This window comes from Micromonospora pattaloongensis (assembly GCF_900107255.1).
GTDB lineage: Bacteria > Actinomycetota > Actinomycetes > Mycobacteriales > Micromonosporaceae > Micromonospora_I > Micromonospora_I pattaloongensis.
The window spans coordinates 838,350-853,946 of record NZ_FNPH01000001.1; the positions used below are offsets into that span (position 1 = coordinate 838,350).

General features: G+C 73.5%; 11 protein-coding genes. 5 read left to right on the plus strand and 6 right to left on the minus strand.

The window, feature by feature from the left end; translation table 11 throughout:
• Positions 1 to 152: 152 nt before the first annotated feature.
• Positions 153 to 1,823 (plus strand): DUF885 domain-containing protein, encoded by a 1,671-nt coding sequence (locus BLW47_RS04080; protein ID WP_091551496.1) that lies wholly within the window; start codon positions 153 to 155, stop codon positions 1,821 to 1,823.
• A gap of 221 nt (positions 1,824 to 2,044) precedes the next feature.
• Positions 2,045 to 3,322: a glycosyltransferase gene (locus BLW47_RS04085; RefSeq protein WP_091551499.1), complete on the plus strand. Its 1,278-nt coding sequence runs from the start codon at positions 2,045 to 2,047 to the stop codon at positions 3,320 to 3,322.
• Positions 3,323 to 3,379: 57 nt separating this feature from the next.
• Here the strand turns inward: BLW47_RS04085 and BLW47_RS04090 are convergent, their stop codons facing one another.
• From BLW47_RS04090 to BLW47_RS04100, 3 genes are all read right to left on the minus strand, one after another.
• Positions 3,380 to 5,095: a DUF6114 domain-containing protein gene (locus tag BLW47_RS04090; RefSeq protein ID WP_245736326.1), complete on the minus strand. Its 1,716-nt coding sequence runs from the start codon at positions 5,093 to 5,095 to the stop codon at positions 3,380 to 3,382.
• A 77-nt stretch (positions 5,096 to 5,172) separates the two neighbouring features.
• Entirely contained in the window at positions 5,173 to 5,727 is a 555-nt protein-coding gene (locus BLW47_RS04095) for a DUF6230 family protein (RefSeq protein WP_091552528.1), read from the minus strand.
• Positions 5,728 to 6,226: 499 nt separating this feature from the next.
• A complete protein-coding gene (locus tag BLW47_RS04100) occupies positions 6,227 to 8,560 on the minus strand; it encodes a putative bifunctional diguanylate cyclase/phosphodiesterase (protein ID WP_245736328.1) in 2,334 nt (777 codons plus the stop codon).
• Positions 8,561 to 8,695: 135 nt separating this feature from the next.
• Here BLW47_RS04100 and BLW47_RS04105 point away from each other — a divergent pair, with 135 nt between their 5' ends.
• A complete protein-coding gene (locus tag BLW47_RS04105; RefSeq protein ID WP_091551503.1) occupies positions 8,696 to 9,748 on the plus strand; it encodes an NAD-dependent epimerase/dehydratase family protein in 1,053 nt (350 codons plus the stop codon).
• A gap of 52 nt (positions 9,749 to 9,800) precedes the next feature.
• Here BLW47_RS04105 and BLW47_RS04110 read toward each other — a convergent pair whose 3' ends face one another.
• Positions 9,801 to 11,165 (minus strand): hypothetical protein, encoded by a 1,365-nt coding sequence (locus BLW47_RS04110; protein WP_245736329.1) that lies wholly within the window; start codon positions 11,163 to 11,165, stop codon positions 9,801 to 9,803.
• Positions 11,166 to 11,249: 84 nt separating this feature from the next.
• Between BLW47_RS04110 and BLW47_RS04115 the strand changes: the two genes are divergently transcribed.
• Both BLW47_RS04115 and BLW47_RS04120 read left to right on the plus strand, forming a co-directional pair.
• Entirely contained in the window at positions 11,250 to 11,912 is a 663-nt protein-coding gene (locus BLW47_RS04115; RefSeq protein WP_091551505.1) for a glycosyltransferase family 2 protein, read from the plus strand.
• On the plus strand, positions 11,909 to 12,613 hold the full coding sequence (locus tag BLW47_RS04120) for a TIGR04282 family arsenosugar biosynthesis glycosyltransferase (RefSeq protein ID WP_091551508.1): 705 nt from the start codon (positions 11,909 to 11,911) through the stop codon (positions 12,611 to 12,613). The genes BLW47_RS04115 and BLW47_RS04120 overlap by 4 nt, the downstream gene beginning before the upstream one ends.
• On the opposite strand, the gene BLW47_RS04125 is transcribed toward BLW47_RS04120, so the two are convergent.
• The gene (locus tag BLW47_RS04125) at positions 12,582 to 13,481 is read right to left on the minus strand and encodes a sugar transferase (RefSeq protein ID WP_091551509.1); all 900 of its coding nucleotides are present in this window, start codon (positions 13,479 to 13,481) and stop codon (positions 12,582 to 12,584) included. The two genes, BLW47_RS04120 and BLW47_RS04125, sit on opposite strands and share 32 nt — an antisense overlap.
• 26 nt (positions 13,482 to 13,507) lie before the next feature.
• Positions 13,508 to 15,394: an asparagine synthase (glutamine-hydrolyzing) gene (gene asnB, locus BLW47_RS04130; RefSeq protein WP_091551512.1), complete on the minus strand. Its 1,887-nt coding sequence runs from the start codon at positions 15,392 to 15,394 to the stop codon at positions 13,508 to 13,510.
• Between the last annotated feature and the right edge of the window lie 203 nt (positions 15,395 to 15,597).

A 15,597-nucleotide genomic window follows, 5' to 3' on the forward strand; every position in this document is an offset into this window, starting at 1 on the left:
GACATCGTGTCGACGACTGCCGGAGGATCTTGTCGTACGGCCCCCGCCCCGAGGCGCTGACGGAGACCACTCGGCTTCGCACAGTGCGCGCTCGGCGACGCGTCCGCGGAATGGGTGGACGAATCAGCGGATGAGTCACGTAGGGTCATTCCGTGGGACGAATCGATGACCTCGCGAACCGGTATGTCGACGAGTGGGCACCGCTCAACCCGGCCGGCGCAACCTACGTCGGCATTCCCGGCTACGACGATCAGCTCGACGACCTGTCGCCCGACGGTTTCGCCGCCCAGGCCGAGTTGACGCGTCGCACGCTGCGCGAACTCGACGTGGCGGAGCCGGAGACCGAGGCGGAGCGGGTCGCGAAGGACGCGATGGCCGAGCGCCTGGGGCTGGAGCTGGCGCGCTACGACGCCGGCGAGGCGACCAGCGAGATCAACGTCATCGCCAGCGCCCTGCACGGGCTGCGCCAGGTCTTCGACCTGATGCCGACCCGGGGCGAGGAGGCGGTCCGGAACATCTCGGCCCGTCTCAACCAGTTCTCCCGCGCCGTCGAGCAGTACAAGACGACGCTGCGGGCGGCGGCGGACGCCGGTCACGTGAGCCCCCGGGCCCAGATGCTCGAGGTCGCCAAGCAGTGCGACATCTGGACCGACACCGACGGGGACAACTTCTTCCACGGGCTCGTCGACCGGCTCGACGCCGACGGCGCGCTCGCCTCCGACCTGCGGCGCGGGGCCGCGGCGGCGACCGCCGCGACCGCACAGTTCGGCCAGTTCCTCCGGGACGAGCTGGCGCCGCGCGGCCGGGAGAAGCAGGCCGCCGGGCGCGAGCGCTACCAGCTCGCCTCGCAGTACTTCCTGGGGGCGAAGGTCGACCTCGACGAGACGTACGCCTGGGGGTTCGCCGAGCTGGCCCGGCTGGAGTCGGAGATGCGGGCGGTGGCCGCCCGGATCGTGGGGTCGGGGGCGAGCATCGACGACGCGGTCGCGGCGCTGGACGCGGACCCGGCCCGCAACATCCAGGGCAAGGAGGCGTTCCGCGACTGGATGCAGGCGCTCGCCGACAAGGCGATCGCCGAGCTGCATGGCACGCACTTCGACATCCCGGAGCAGGTGCGGCGCATCGAGTGCTGCCTCGCGCCGACCAGCGACGGCGGCATCTACTACACCGGCCCGAGCGAGGACTTCTCGCGTCCGGGGCGGATGTGGTGGGCCGTCCCGCAGGGGATCACCGAGTTCTCCACCTGGCGCGAGGTCACGACGGTCTACCACGAGGGCGTGCCGGGGCACCACCTGCAGGTCGCGCAGACGCAGGTCCGGGCGGAGCTGCTCAACCGCTGGCAGCGGCTGCTCTGCTGGTGCTCGGGGCACGGCGAGGGCTGGGCGCTCTATTCGGAGCGGCTGATGGACGAGCTGGGCTACCTGGAGGACCCGGGCGACAAGCTCGGCATGCTCGACGGGCAGGCGTTCCGGGCGGCCCGGGTGATCGTCGACATCGGGATGCACCTGGAGCTGGAGATCCCGCGCGACAACCCGTTCGGTTTCCACCCCGGTGAGCGCTGGACGCCCGAGCTCGGCTGGGAGTTCATGCGGGCGCACTGCCGGGTGCCCGACGAGAACCTGCGGTTCGAGCTCAACCGCTATCTCGGCTGGCCGGGGCAGGCCCCGTCGTACAAGGTCGGCGAGCGGATCTGGCTGCAGGCCCGCGAGGACGCCCGCGCCCGCAAGGGGTCGGCGTTCGACCTCAAGGAGTTCCACCGCGACGCGCTCAACCTCGGCGCGCTCGGTCTGGACCCGCTGAAGTCGGCGCTAACGCGGATCTGAGCGACGGGCGGTCAGCGCCCACCCGCGACCGCCGCGGACCCGTCCCGCGCACCCGCGGCGGCACCGCCACGCACATGTCACCGAGCGGTCGCCCGAAATCCACCCTGCGGCCCGCCGGCAATCCGGTCGAGAAGGTCCACTGCGTTTGCAGACCGACGCGCCGGGCAGCCAGTAGCTGACCGACGCGCGGAGCCGTACCCCGACCTCTGCCGGGAGGCGTCATGACCGCACCCACCCTGCTCACCCCAGCGGCGACACGACCGGGTGGCCGAGCCCCGTCCCGCGCCCTGCAGATCGCGCACTTCTCGGACACCTACCTGCCCCGTCGGGACGGCGTGATCTCGTCGCTGCACACGCTGACCGAGGCGCTGACCGCGGCCGGTCACGGCTGCCTCACGGTGGTGCCGCGGCACCGGCAGCAGCCGGCGGCGCCCGAGCTGCTCGGCCTGCGCGCGCTGGCCTGCGGGGTCGCCGACCTGCGGCTGCTGCCGTGGCCGACGAACGCGCAGGTCGAGCGGGTCGCCGCCTGGGGGCCGGACCTGATCCACGTGCACACGCCGGGCCCGGTCGGGCTGCTCGGCACGCTCGTCGCGCGCCGCCTCGGGTTGCCCATCGTGCACACGTACCACACCGATCTGCACGCGTACGTCGACGCGTACCGCATTCCGATCGCGGCGCTCCGGCTGCTCGTCCGGCTGTACGCCCGTCGCCTCGGCGTCACGGACCCGCCGCGCGCCGACGGCCGCACCCGGCACGGGGTGGTCGACGCCGTCAACGGCCTGCTGCTGACCGACGCGGATGCCGTCGTCGTTCCCACGCCGGCGGTGCTGGCCCGCGCCGGCCTGCCGGTACCGCAGCAGCGAATCTTCCTGGTTCCGGCGGCCGTGCCGGAGCGCGCGGGGACGGCGGGGCCCGCCGCGTTCCGCGACCGGTACGGCATCGCGCCGACCGACCGGGTGGTGCTCTTCGTCGGCCGGGTGAACCGGGAAAAGGGTGTCGACCTGCTGCTGCCGGCGTTCGCGCGGATCCTGGCCGCCGAGCCGCAGGCCCGGCTGGTGCTCGTCGGCGCGGTCTACGAGCGCCGCTGGCTGCGCCGGCTGATCGAGTGTTCCGGCGTCGTCGGCGACCGGGTGGTGGTCACCGGGCAATTGCCGGGCGGGTCCGTGGCGGACGCCTACGCCGCGGCCGACGTGCTGGCCTTCCCGTCCCGCACCGACACGCAGGGGCTGGTGCTGCAGGAGGCAGCGCTGGCCGGGGTGCCGAGCGTGCTCGCCGATCCGGTGCTGCACCGTTCCGGGGCGATCGGCGAGACCGCGGTGCTGGCCGACGGGTCCCCGGCCGGTTTCGCCGCCGCCGTCACCCGGCTGCTCCGCGATCCGGCGGCGGCGCGGCGGCAGGGCGCCGCGGCGCGGGCCCGGGCGGTGCGGCACACCCCGCAGCGGTACGGCGCCGCGATGCTCGACGTCTACCGGCACGCGTTGGCGAGGGCCGGAAGCTGACGTACGGGCCGGCGCCACCGGGGGGAACGGCGCCGGCCCGCAGCCGGGGGGAACGGGTCAGGCGAGCGTGACCTTGAGGGTCGGCTGACCGGTCAGCACGTTCGAGCTGACGAACACGAGGTCCATCTGGGGGTCGGTGAAGCTGATCAGCGGCACCGAGAGCGGGATCCCGTCCGGCGGGATCGGCGACTCCGGCGTGAGCGTGAGCTTGATCGGCCCGATCCACCCCACGAACCGACTGGCGTAGAACTTGACGTCGCCGCGCACCGCCAGCTCGGGGGTCTGGAACCGCATGGTCTTGCCGGCCGGGCCCGGCGCCTGCAGCAGGAAGTCGTCGGTGACCGCCTGCGTCATCGAGAACTGCAGCGCCTCGATGGTGCCGCCACCGACGGTCGGCAGTTGCACGATGCCGTCCATCCGCAGGCCCCGCATGGTGACCTTCGAGCCGGTCAGCAGCGAGGGCTTCTTCGCCACCGGCGGCTGGTCGGGATCGGCGGGGAGCCGCTTCACCCCGTCCGGACCGGGCGTCGGATCGGCCGGCTTCTCCGGGCAGGCCCCGGGCACGTCGGGTGACGTCGTGGGGGCCGGTGTGGCGGTCGGGTCCGGCGTGGCGGCGGGCTTCGCGGTCGGGGCGACCGTCGGGGCCGGCGTCACCGACGCGGCGGGCTGCTCGGTTTTCTCCTCGTCGCCGATGCCGAGGATGCCGGTGATCCCGTCGATGATGTCGGTGACCAGGTTGCCGTCGTTCGCGCCCTCCTGCCCGCCGTCACCGTTCGGCGGCGCGGACGGCGTCGCGGTCGGCGTCGGCGTGGCGGGCGGCACGGCCGGGAGGCACGCGGGGGCGGCCAGCGCGGGGGTGTTCCGGGAGAGGGCCGTCAGCCCGATGGCCGAGACGCTGAGCAGCACCAGGGTGATCGCCAGCAGTCGCGGGCTGCGACGCGGCAACTCCTGGCCGTTGCCCGGCACCACGGGGGGCTCGCCCGGCCGGTGCGTCGGAATGTGCCCCGCCGCGCCGGGCTGCTCGTGACGCCGGGGGTCGTAGCCCGGCTGGTCGTAACCGGGCTGCTCGTAGTCGGGCTGCTCGTAGTCCGGCTGCTCGTAGTCCGGCTGCTCGTGACCGGGGTGCTCGTAGCCGGGCTCGTCGTGCCCGGCCTGGTCGCAGCCCGGCTGGTGATGACCGGCCCGGTCGTAGCCGTGACGACCGTAGGCCGGCTGCTCCCCGGTCGGTTCCACCGGGTCTGCGAGCGGGTCCCGCGGCCTGGGCAGCACGTCGGCCAGCCGCCCGTCGCCGTCGTCATAGCCCGCGGCCTCGTGCTCGTCGAACTCCGGGTCGGCCGGCTGGCCGCCGTCGCCAACCGCCGTGTCCGGCTGGCCGGTGGCCACCGGAACCCGCGTCCACGCGAACCCGAGGGCGCCACCGACCATGCCGAGCAGCATCCCGATGAAGAACCCGCCGAGGTTGACCGCGATCAGCGAGTAGACGGCGGTCATCGACGCGATGATCGCGTAGAACATCCGGTGCTGCGGGGTCAACCACATCAACAGGCCGCAGGCGACCAGGATCGTCGGGATCAGCCAGGAGAGGAAGCCGGTGGGCCCCATCTGGAAGCTGAGCCCGCCCAGCGTCATCTGAGTGGTCGCGAAGATCTCCCCACCGGAGAGGATGGTGAACAGTCCGCCCCAGAACGGTCGGGCGCGCTGCCACCGACGGAAGGACGGCCAGCCACCAGCAGGCGCGCTCACACGCACGTGCTGCGGGTCCGCGCTTGTCACGTACTCCTCCTGCGATCTGGCGGGTGTGATGCGAGCGAGGCCCGCGGACGGCGCCATCCGCGGGCCTCGTGGCTAGCTCAGAAACATTCCTTGGCGTTGGGGCCGACGTTCAGGTTGAGCTTGAGGCCGGTCAGCGCGAAGGTGCCGGCGCTGGTGGAGCGGGCCACCTGCTTGAGGTCGGTGATCACAACGCTGTCGGCCTGCTGGCCGAACGCGCCTGCCTGACCCTTGGCACTGGCCGGGCCGGCGTCGAGGGTGCTCGCGTCGCGGCCGATCTCGATGTTCGTGAAGGTCGCGTCGCCCTCGAGCGAGTTCATGTCGATCATCAGGTTACTCGCCGTCGCCGGGTCGCCGTCGCCGCCCGCGTTGATGGTGAGCACGATCGGCGCGCCGGGGACCTTCACCGACTGGCAGAGGTCGTAGAGCTTGGCGCTGCGGATGCCGGAGACGGCGACCGGGGACTCGGCGCCGGTCCGGTCGTGCACGAGCCCGCCGTACTGGGCGAAGCCGTCACCCTCGAGCTTCGAGGCCGAGACCTTGAAGGTCTGGCCGGAGACGGCGAACGACGCGGCGATCGCGCCGTTGGCCATGCCGAAAACGATCGCGCCGGCGACGGCGGCCGCGGGGACCATCGCGACGGCGAAGCGCCGCCACCGGGTGCGTCCCTGCACCGCACTGCCTTGTGAAACCTTCACGGGTCCTCCTCCGTGGCTGTCGTCGGCGCGTCGGCACGCCGGACGACTGGGAGCATGGGTGGTATGAGCTGCCCCTTCCGGCGGGGGATTCGGCCGGTCTGCAGGGCTGGGCCCGATGCTCTCGCGAAGAGAGGTGGCTCACAACCCCCGTGCTACTGACCAGTAACCGATGTCACGGTCGAAGGTCACTTCCCGTCACCGGTGGTTAACAAGCCGTGTGAGGGCGGGGACCGCAAAACCGCGCTAAATCACCCGAACGGGAAGGTTCGTCTCACCCGCAGTAGTCCGGGCATGGATACGTCACGATTGCATAACGGAACCCTGCCAACAACCTGAATGGACCGTTCGGTGGAGACCGAAAAGCCTGGTCGTCCGTGGCGGAGACGGGCACGACGCTACGGAGCCGGCGCGGCGCACCGACCGCGGGCCCGAGAAGCTAGGCCGGGACGCTGTCCGGGGTATCGGCCTGCAGCAGCCGGGTGAGATCGGCGGCCGGCATCGGACGCGCGAAGTGGTAGCCCTGGGCGTAGCGGTACCCGAGCTGGTGCAAGCGGGTGGCCTGGTCGGCGGTCTCCACCCCTTCGGCGACGGCCTGCAGCCGCAGCCCGCCGGCGATCTGGATCAACGCCGTCGCGATGACCGCCTGGTCGCTCTGCGTCGTCACCTCGTCGACGAAGCTCTTGTCGACCTTGAGGACGTCCACCGGGCAGGTGCGGAGCAGCCCGAGCGACGAGTGCCCGGTGCCGAAGTCGTCCAGCGCCACCGTCACGCCGAGCCCGTGCAGGGCGCGTACGGAGTCCAGCGCCACGCCGCCGTCGAAGACCGCGGTCTCGGTGATCTCCACGACCAGCCGACCCGCGTCGAGACCGGTCTCGGCGAGGATCGCGGCCACGGTCGCCGGGAACGCCGGCTCGCGCAGCTGCCGGGCGGAGACATTCACCGAGATCCGGTGCACGGCGTGCCCGTCCCGGGGCTGCCACTGGGTGGCCTGCCGGCATGCCTCCCGCAGGATCCACTCGCCCAGCGGCACGATCAGGCCGTTGCGCTCCGCGACCGGGATGAACACGTCGGGCGGCACGAAGCCGCGCTCCGGGTCCTGCCACCGGACCAGCGCCTCGGCCGCGACGGTACGGCCGGCCGGCAGCTCGACGATCGGCTGGTAGACGAGGTACAGCTCCCCCTCGTCGATGGCCCGCCGCAGCTGCGCACCGAGCCGCGCGTACTCGTGGGCGTCGTGGTCGAGCGACGGCTCGTACCGGGCCAGCCGGTGCTTGCCCCGCTCCTTGGCCGCGTACATCGCCACGTCGGCGCGGCGCAGCAGCTCCCGCGGCTCGCGGGTGTCAACCGCGTCGGTCAGCCCGACGCTCGCCTGCACGAGCAGCTCGTGGCCGCCGGCGTGCACCGGGCGGTGCAGCGCCTCGGCGACGAGCTGCACGGCGGCGTCCGCCTGCCAGCTCGACGCCGGCGCGATCACCAGTGCGAACTCGTCGCCGCCGAGCCGGCCGACCAGCGTCGGCGGACCGGTCACCCCGGTCAGCCGCTGCGCCACGGCGACCAGGAGGTCGTCGCCGACGTGGTGCCCGAGCCGGTCGTTGACAGTCTTGAAGTCGTCGAGGTCGATCAACGCCAGGTGCACCGTCTCCGGCGCGAACCGCGCCAGCGCGTCGTCGAGGTGCTGCTGGAGCAGCCGCCGGTTGGCGAGCTGGGTCAGGTCGTCCCGGGTGGCCTGCTGGGCGAGCTGATCGCGGGCCTCGCGCAACTCGCGGAGGCTGTGGTCGACCCGGGCGAGCAGCCGACTGTTCTCGGCGAACGCGACGATCTGCCGGATCACCACGATGGCGGTGAGCGCGACCGCCCCGCCCACCAGGTACAGCGGTGGGGAGCCGGTCCACTCGATCAGCAACAGCGCGTTCGTCGCGGCGACGGCGGCGTAGGGCAGAACGCTCCAGCCGCGCCGCGGCGGGGACGGCGGAACGGCGACGCCGGCCGCGCGTCGCTGCCGGTCCGCGGCGAGGGCGAGCAGCAGGCACGCGGTCGGCACCGAGAGTTGGGTGCCGTGCACGTACGGCAGCCCGCTGAGTGCCGGGGCGAGCGCCCCGGTGGCGGCGCTGGCCGCGGTGGCCAGGCCGAGGATCCGCAGCGCGGTCCGGTCGAGAAGCTCGGTACCGACCGCCGTGATCTTGACGAACGCGAGCATCGCGACGCACGACAGCACGATCACCACGCCCAGCGCCAGCACGGTGCCGAAGGCCAGCCGCCACTGCTCGTACTCCCGGAACGAGAAATGCCAGGCGAAGATCGCGGCGGTGACCATGACCGCGCCGGTGTCCAGGATGTACTGCAGGCGGTTCGACCGGGAGCGGCGGGCGCCCGGCAGCCGGAGCAGGGCCCAGAACACCGACAGCACGGTGCCGATGTAGAACACGATGGTGCGCGGGCTCACCCGCTGGCTGGGGGCGTCGGGGCCGGCGAGCGCATCGAACGCGCCACTGACCGAGCCCACCGCCAACAGGGTCACGCCGAACGCGAGCGACCGCCAGAAGCGGCGGGCCGGCTCGGCGAGCTGCGGCATCCGGGCGGTGCGCCAGGCGGGCCAGACCGTGACCAGCGCGATGACCTGGACGGCGATCCACGCGACCAGCGGCGCCCGCCACCAGCCCAGCAGCGCCCCGGCCAGCCATGCGAACACCCCGACGGTCAGCACCGCGACCAACGACAGGTCCGGGGTCAGCCGGAACGGGCGCACCGTGCCCTCGCCTCGACCGGCCACCGTCACCTCCCCGCCCGTCCGCCTCAGCCAATGGCACATCGGCAGCGATGAAGCCGAAGTAAGCACTCCGGGCGCCATGTGCCGCTCGGCCGCGAATCGGGTCCGACGCGACGCTCCGGTCGCTATTCTCGCGGGATGCGGGTGCTGGTCACCGGTGCGGCGGGGTTCATCGGCGGGAGTGTGACCCGGGCCCTGCGGAGCGGGGGTCACGAGGTCGTCGGTCTGGACGCGCTGCTGCCGGAGGCGCACGGCGACGGCCGGCCCGACGCGCCCGGAGTGATCATCGGGGACGTCCGCGACACCGAGCTGCTCGATCGGCTCCTGAACGACGTGGACATCGTCTGCCACCAGGCGGCGATGGTCGGGCACGGGCTGAACCCCAACGACGCCCCCGCGTACGCCAGCCACAACGACTACGGCACCGCCGTGCTGCTCGCCGCGATGTACCGCACCGGGGTGCGGCGACTGGTCCTGGCCAGTTCCATGGTGGTCTACGGCGAGGGGATCTACGCGTGCGACGCGCACGACGAGGTACGGGTGGAGCGGCGGCGGCCGCAGGACCTGCTCGCCGGCCGCTACGAGCACCTGTGCCCCGAGTGCGGCACACAGCTGCGTCCCGGCCTGGTCACCGAGAGCGCGCCGCTCGCGCCGCGCAGCACGTACGCGGCGACCAAGGTGGCACAGGAGCATCTGGCGGCCGCGTGGACCGCCCAGACCGGCGGCCGGGTGTGGGCGTTGCGCTACCACAACGTCTACGGCCCGGGCATGCCACGCGACACCCCGTACGCCGGCGTGGCCTCGCTGTTCCGCTCCGCGCTCGCCCGCGGCGAGGCGCCGCGGGTGCTGGAGGACGGACTGCAGCGCCGCGACTTCGTGCACGTCGACGACGTGGCGGTGGCCAACCGGCTCGCCGTCGAGACGGAACTGCCCGACGGGCATTTCGAGCCCGTCAACGTGTGCTCGGGCCAGCCGCACACGATCGGCGACCTGGCGCAGGCGCTGGCCGCCGCGACCGACGGGCCGGCTCCGGTCGTGATCGGCGGCTGCCGCCCGGCGGACGTGCGGCACGTGGTGGCGGACCCGGCGAAGGCGGCGGCGGTGCTCGGGTTCCGGGCGGAGCGGGACTTCGCGACCGGGATGGCGGCGTTCGCGACCGAGCCGATGCGTCCCTCGGCGGGCCGCCCCTGAGCCGGGCGGGCCAGGCTGTTTCCGCCGGCGCCCGCGCGCCAGGCGGCGGCGGTCACCAGACGGTCAGCAGCAGGTGGTTGACGATGAGCGCGGTCACCGCCTGGAGGGCGAGCCACCCACGCCGCCGGTCCGGCGGGAGCAGCGCCGCGCCGGCGAGCAGCCACACCGCGAACGGCAGCCAGATGCGTTCGACCTCGGCCTTGCTCAGCCCCGACAGGTCGGCGGCGGCGATCGCGACCGCGGCGGCGAGCGGGAGCGCCACCGCCGGGGTTCGGAGTCGGGCGGCGATCGACCGCGCCGGCGGCCGCAGCGTGCGCAGCACCCGCCGCAGCACCGGCGCTACGACCGGGCCGGCGGCCAGCACGAGGCAGGCCAGATTCGCCCAGGCCCAGTAGGCGTAGGGGCGCTCGTGGGCGATCCCCTGGTAGTAGCGGTGCACGACGAGCCGGTAGCCCTCGGACCACCGGAAGCCGGCGGCGTCGAAGGCGGCGACCACGGCGAGCACGCCGGCCGCGCCGGTCAGCAGCGGGGCCACCCGCCGCAGCACCAGCGCGGTGGCGAGCGCGAGCGGCGCCATCAACGTCAGGCCGTAGGAGAGGAACAGCCCGGCACCGAGCAGGATCCCACCGGCCAGCGCGGCGGGGAGCCCGCGACCGCCGGACCGCGCCCCGCCGACCGCGAGCAGCGCGACACCGGCGGCGGTGACCCCGGCGAACACCGCGTCCGCGGAGACCCCCAGCCAGACCGCGCCGGGAAAGAGCACCACGAACGGTACGGCGGCCCGCGCCGCCGCGTCGCCGCCGAGCGCCCGCAGCGCGACCGGCACCGCGACCGCGGTGAGCGCCCCCACCGCGACGCACGCCGCGGCCGCCCAGTCGGGGCCGCCGAGACCAACCCGATCCAGTCCGACGAAGACCAGCAGCGCGCCCGGCGGATGCCCGGCGACGTGCGTGTTCCACGAGTCGGGCTGGAAGTCGGCGATCCGGCCGGCGAAGCCGCGCAGCATCGCCGGGACGTCGTGCACCCCGGCCACCTCGGGCAGGTACTCCTGCTCCTGGTCGAGCTTGGTGGCCAGCCCGTCGTGCCACCCGTCGACCAGGGCGAGCGAGACGGTCCACGCGAGGGCGCCGCCGTACGCCGCGGCGAGCAGCCGCCGCCACCGCAGTCGGGTCGCGAGCGTCGGCCCGTACCGGATCACGGCCGCGGCCACCAGCAGCGCGAGCGGGGTGCCGGGCCCGACCCGTGGCCCCCAGCGCGCGAAGATCGGCGCGGTGCTGGCGTAGACGGGGACGCCGGCGTGGTTCAGCGCCGCGCCGACCGTCACGGCGAGCGCGACGAGCGCCAGCGCGGCCCCGGCGACCGCGAGGTCCGGGTCGATCCGCCGGCCGGCGCGGACCGCCGGCCCCGCGTCCTGCACGCGGTCACGCTATCGGCGCGACACCGCGGCGGGGGCCGAATGCCCGGTCGGGTTTAGGCGGGCGACCACCGGAAACGTCGCGGCATGACCGACCCGTGCCCGGTGGACGTCGTACTTCCCTGCCTTGACGAGGCCGCGGCGCTGCCGCACGTCCTCGCACGCCTGCCCCGCCACTACCGGGCCGTCGTGGTGGACAACGGCTCCCGGGACGGGTCGCCCCGGGTCGCCGCGGCGTGCGGCGCGCGGGTCGTGGTGGAGCCGCGCCGGGGGTACGGGGCCGCGGTGCACACCGGGCTGAACGCCACCACCGCCGACATCGTCTGCGTGATCGACGCCGACGGGTCGCTCGACCCGGCCGACCTGATCGCGCTGGTCGCGCTCGTCGAGCGGGGCGCCGCGGAGCTCGCCGTCGGCCGGCGCGTCCCGGTCGCGCCGGGCGTCTGGCCGTGGCACGCCCGCGCCGGCAACGCCGCGCTCGCCGCGTTGCTGCGGCGTCGGGGGGCGCCGGTGCACGACATCGCCCCCGTCCGCGCCTTCCGCCGCGCCGACCTGCTGCGACTGGACGTCCGGGACCGGGCGTTCGGCTACCCGCTGGAGCTGCTGGTCCGGGCCGCCGCGGCGGGGTGGCGGATCGCGGAGCGGCCGGTGCCGTACCGGCCGCGGATCGCCGGGACGCGGTCGAAGGTCTCCGGGTCGGTGCGGGGGACACTGCGGGCGACCCGGGACATGGCGCGGGTGCTGGCGTGAGACCGGTCCTGCTGGTCGTGGCGAAGGCCCCGGTGGCCGGCGCCGTCAAGACGCGGCTGTGCCCGCCGGCCACACCGGCGCAGGCGGCCGGGATCGCGGCCGCGGCGCTGCTGGACACGCTCGACGTGGTCGCCGCGACCGGCGCCACCGCCGCGCTGGCGCTGACCGGGGAGCTGCGCCACGCCAACCGGTCGGCCGGGATCGCGCGGGCCCTGCGCGGCTGGACGGTCTTCGGGCAGCGCGGCGCGACCTTCGCCGATCGGCTCGCCGCGGCGCACGCCGAGGTGGCGGCCCGGTTTCCGGGACGCCCCGTCCTGCAGCTCGGCATGGACACCCCGCACGTGCCCGCCGTCGTCCTGGACAGCGCGCTGCGGCAGCTCGCCGACGGGGCGGAGGCCCTGCTGGGGGCGGCCACCGACGGCGGCTGGTGGGCGTTGGGGCTGCGGCGGCCGGACGACGCCGTGGCGCTGCGGACGGTTCCGATGTCGCGGCCGGACACCGGGGCGCGCACCGCGCGGGCGTTGCGGGACCGGGGGCTGAGGCCGCGCGCACTACCTGTGCTGTCTGATGTGGACACGATGGCGGACGCGCTCGTCGCCGCCGCGGCCGTGCCGCACCGCCGGTTCGCCGCCGCCGTACGCGAGGTCTTCGCCCCCACCGCGGCACGCGCTAGCTCTCCCGCTCGCCCCGCACCGTCGTGACCACCGCCCGACCCAACATCCGGACGTCCATCCCGACGCTCATCCGCCGGATGTAGACCTTGTCCTTGCGCAGCCGCTCCGCCGGCGCGATGTGGTACTTCTCGATCTGGGCGATGCAGGCGATGCCGGGCCGGACGACGTGCCGCTCCGCGAAGCCCGGGATCTCCTCCAGATACCGCTGCACCAGCACCGTGCGCAGCGGCCGCGGCCCGACGATGCTCATCGACCCGTTCAGCACGTTGACCAGCTCCGGCAGCTCGTCGACGTGCCAGCGCCGCAGCCACCGGCCGCACCGCAGCGTCCGCGGATCGCACGCCGGCGACGCGATCGGTCCGGTCAGCCGCTCCGCGTCGTAGCGCATGCTCCGGAACTTCAGCTGCCGGAACGTCACGCCGCCCCGACCCACCGAGTTCTTGATGAACAGGATCGGCCCGGGCTCCTCGAACCAGATCAGCAGCGCGACGACTATCCACAGTGGCGCGGTGACGGCCAGCCCGAGTAGCGCGAGCGTGACGTCGAGGACGCGCTTGAGGCGCGGCTCGGCCGGATACCGCAGGCCGGCGTGGTAGGCGAGGACCTTCTGCCGGACGCCCGGCGAGGGCGGGGCGTTCTCCTCCGCCAGCCCGACGGTGGAGGTCGTGGTCACGAGCCCGCCGAGGAAGGCCCCGGCCACCGTCGCCAGCGAGGCGCGCGACGGAACACCGCCGCTCCAGTGGGACCAGCACCAGACGGGCACGGCGAGGCCGACGCTGGCCAGGACGGATCTGCGGTACGTCCACGGCGGCACGGTCCAGCGGGACCGCCGCCGGTGGGCGCGGGTCGTGGCCACGGTCAGCAGGAGCGAGGCCAGGAACAGCCACACGTCCATGACGCCCCCATCGTCGGACTGCTCGGCTATCGGTACGCCTTGTGCTCTTCCACCCAGAGGCTGAACATCAGCAGCGTCCAGAGCTCCCGGCTGTGTTCGGCGGTGCGCTCCATGTGCTGGGTGACGAGCCGGTCCACCTCCTCGAAGCGCAGGTACCCCTGCCGTTCGACCACCGCGCGGCTCAGGTACTCCGCGACGAGCGGGCGGAACACCCCGGTCAGCCAGCGCGGCAGGGGGGCGTTGAAGCCCTTCTTGCGCATCGTGGCGATCTTCGGTGGCAGCGCGTCCGCCATCGCGTCCCGGAGCAGGCGCTTCGGTCGGTAGCCGGGCATCTTGAGCCGGCCGGGCAGGGAGAACGCGAACTCGGCGACCGGGGTGGCGAGCAGCGGCACCCGCACCTCCAGCGAATGCGCCATGCTCAGCCGGTCCATCTTCGCGAGCACGTCCTCGACGAGGTAGACGTTGGCGTCGGTGTACTGGAAACGGGTCAACGCGTCGAAGCGGTCCCCGGCCAGATAGTGCGGCTCGTGCGTCTCGTACGCGTCGACGACCTCGGCGTACAGGTCGGGTCGGAGCAGCCGCGCCTTGCGCGCCTCGCGGAAGACGACCCGCCACAGGTAGTGGCTGCGGGCCGGGTCCTCCAGCGCGTTCTCGACGAAACGGCGGGCTCGGAAGTCCAGGCTCGCCCGCGCGTGCGAGGTCGGCATGAAGCGCAGCAGCTCCGGTGCGAGCCGGCCGGTCAGCGCGCGCGGCAGATAGCGGTAGTAGCGGGCGAGCTTGTCGGCCTTGTACGAGTGGTAGCCGGCGAACAACTCGTCCCCGCCGTCGCCGCTCAACGCCACCGTCACGTGTTCGCGCGCCAGCTGACACAGGTAGTACGTCGGCACCATCGACGGGTCGGCGAACGGCTCGTCGAAGCTCGGCGCTATCCGGTTCACCACGTCCTCGGCGCGCGGCTCCACCGCCAGGTCGGTGTGGTTCGTGCGCAGGTGCCGAGCCACCAGCGCCGCCTCGGGCCGCTCGTCGTACGACCGGTCCGGGAAGCCCACGGTGAACGTGCGGAGCATCCCGTCGGGGCGCGCCCGCCGGGCGGCCGCGACCACGGACGTGGAGTCGATCCCGCCGCTCATGAAGAACCCGAGCGGCACGTCCGCCATCAGGTGCCGCTCGACGCTGTCGGTGACCAACTGGCGCAGCGTCCGCTCCGCCGCGTCCCGCGACAGGTCCGCGCGCTGCTCGTGCCGCGCCAGGTCCCAGTACCGCCGCGTGCGGCAGACGCCGTTCTCCCAGATCAGCGTGGTGGCGGGCGGCAGTTTACGGATCTCGTGGTAAATGCTGCGCGGGCCCGGGACGTACATCAGCGACAGGTAGTTGCTCAGCGCCTGCGGATCGAGCGTGACCGACACGCCGGCGGCGAGGATCGCCCGGATCTCGGACCCGAACACCAGGCCGGTCGGGGACGAGGCGTAGTAGAGCGGCTTGATCCCGATCCGGTCGCGGCACAGCACGAGCCGCTGCGCGGCCTCATCGAAGACGGCGATCGCGAACATTCCTTCGAGTCGGCCCGGGAAGTCCGGTCCGTGCTCCTCGTACAGGTGCGGGATCACCTCTGAATCCGCCGCGGATTCGAAGCGGTGCCCGCGACGCATCAGCTCCCGGCGGAGCGCGACGTGATTGTAGATTTCGCCGTTGAACACGGCGTGGATGTTCTTTCCCTCGTTGCGGACCGGCTGCCGGCCGGACCTGACGTCCACCACCGCCAACCGCCGCATCGCCAGGCCGGCATTACCGGTGACGTACATTCCCTCGTCGTCGGGGCCGCGATGGGAAAGAGTGCGGCACATCGCGAGTAGACGATCCGGATCCACCAGTCGGGTATTCGGGTCATAAACCATGCCAGAGATACCGCACATGCCCCCTCGCTAACTGTCCGGTCGCCCCGTGCGCTGTGCGGCGAATGTGCCGTGCGAATCGCATTCAGCCTGACACGGGCGGGGGGTGGTTGACCGGCGGTCCGCGCGATACCGCCCTGTCGGGCAGCGCCGCCGGGCCTTCGGCGTCGGGACGGACCGCGGGTGCGTACCGGGACGTCCGACACGACCGGCGGCGAAACGGT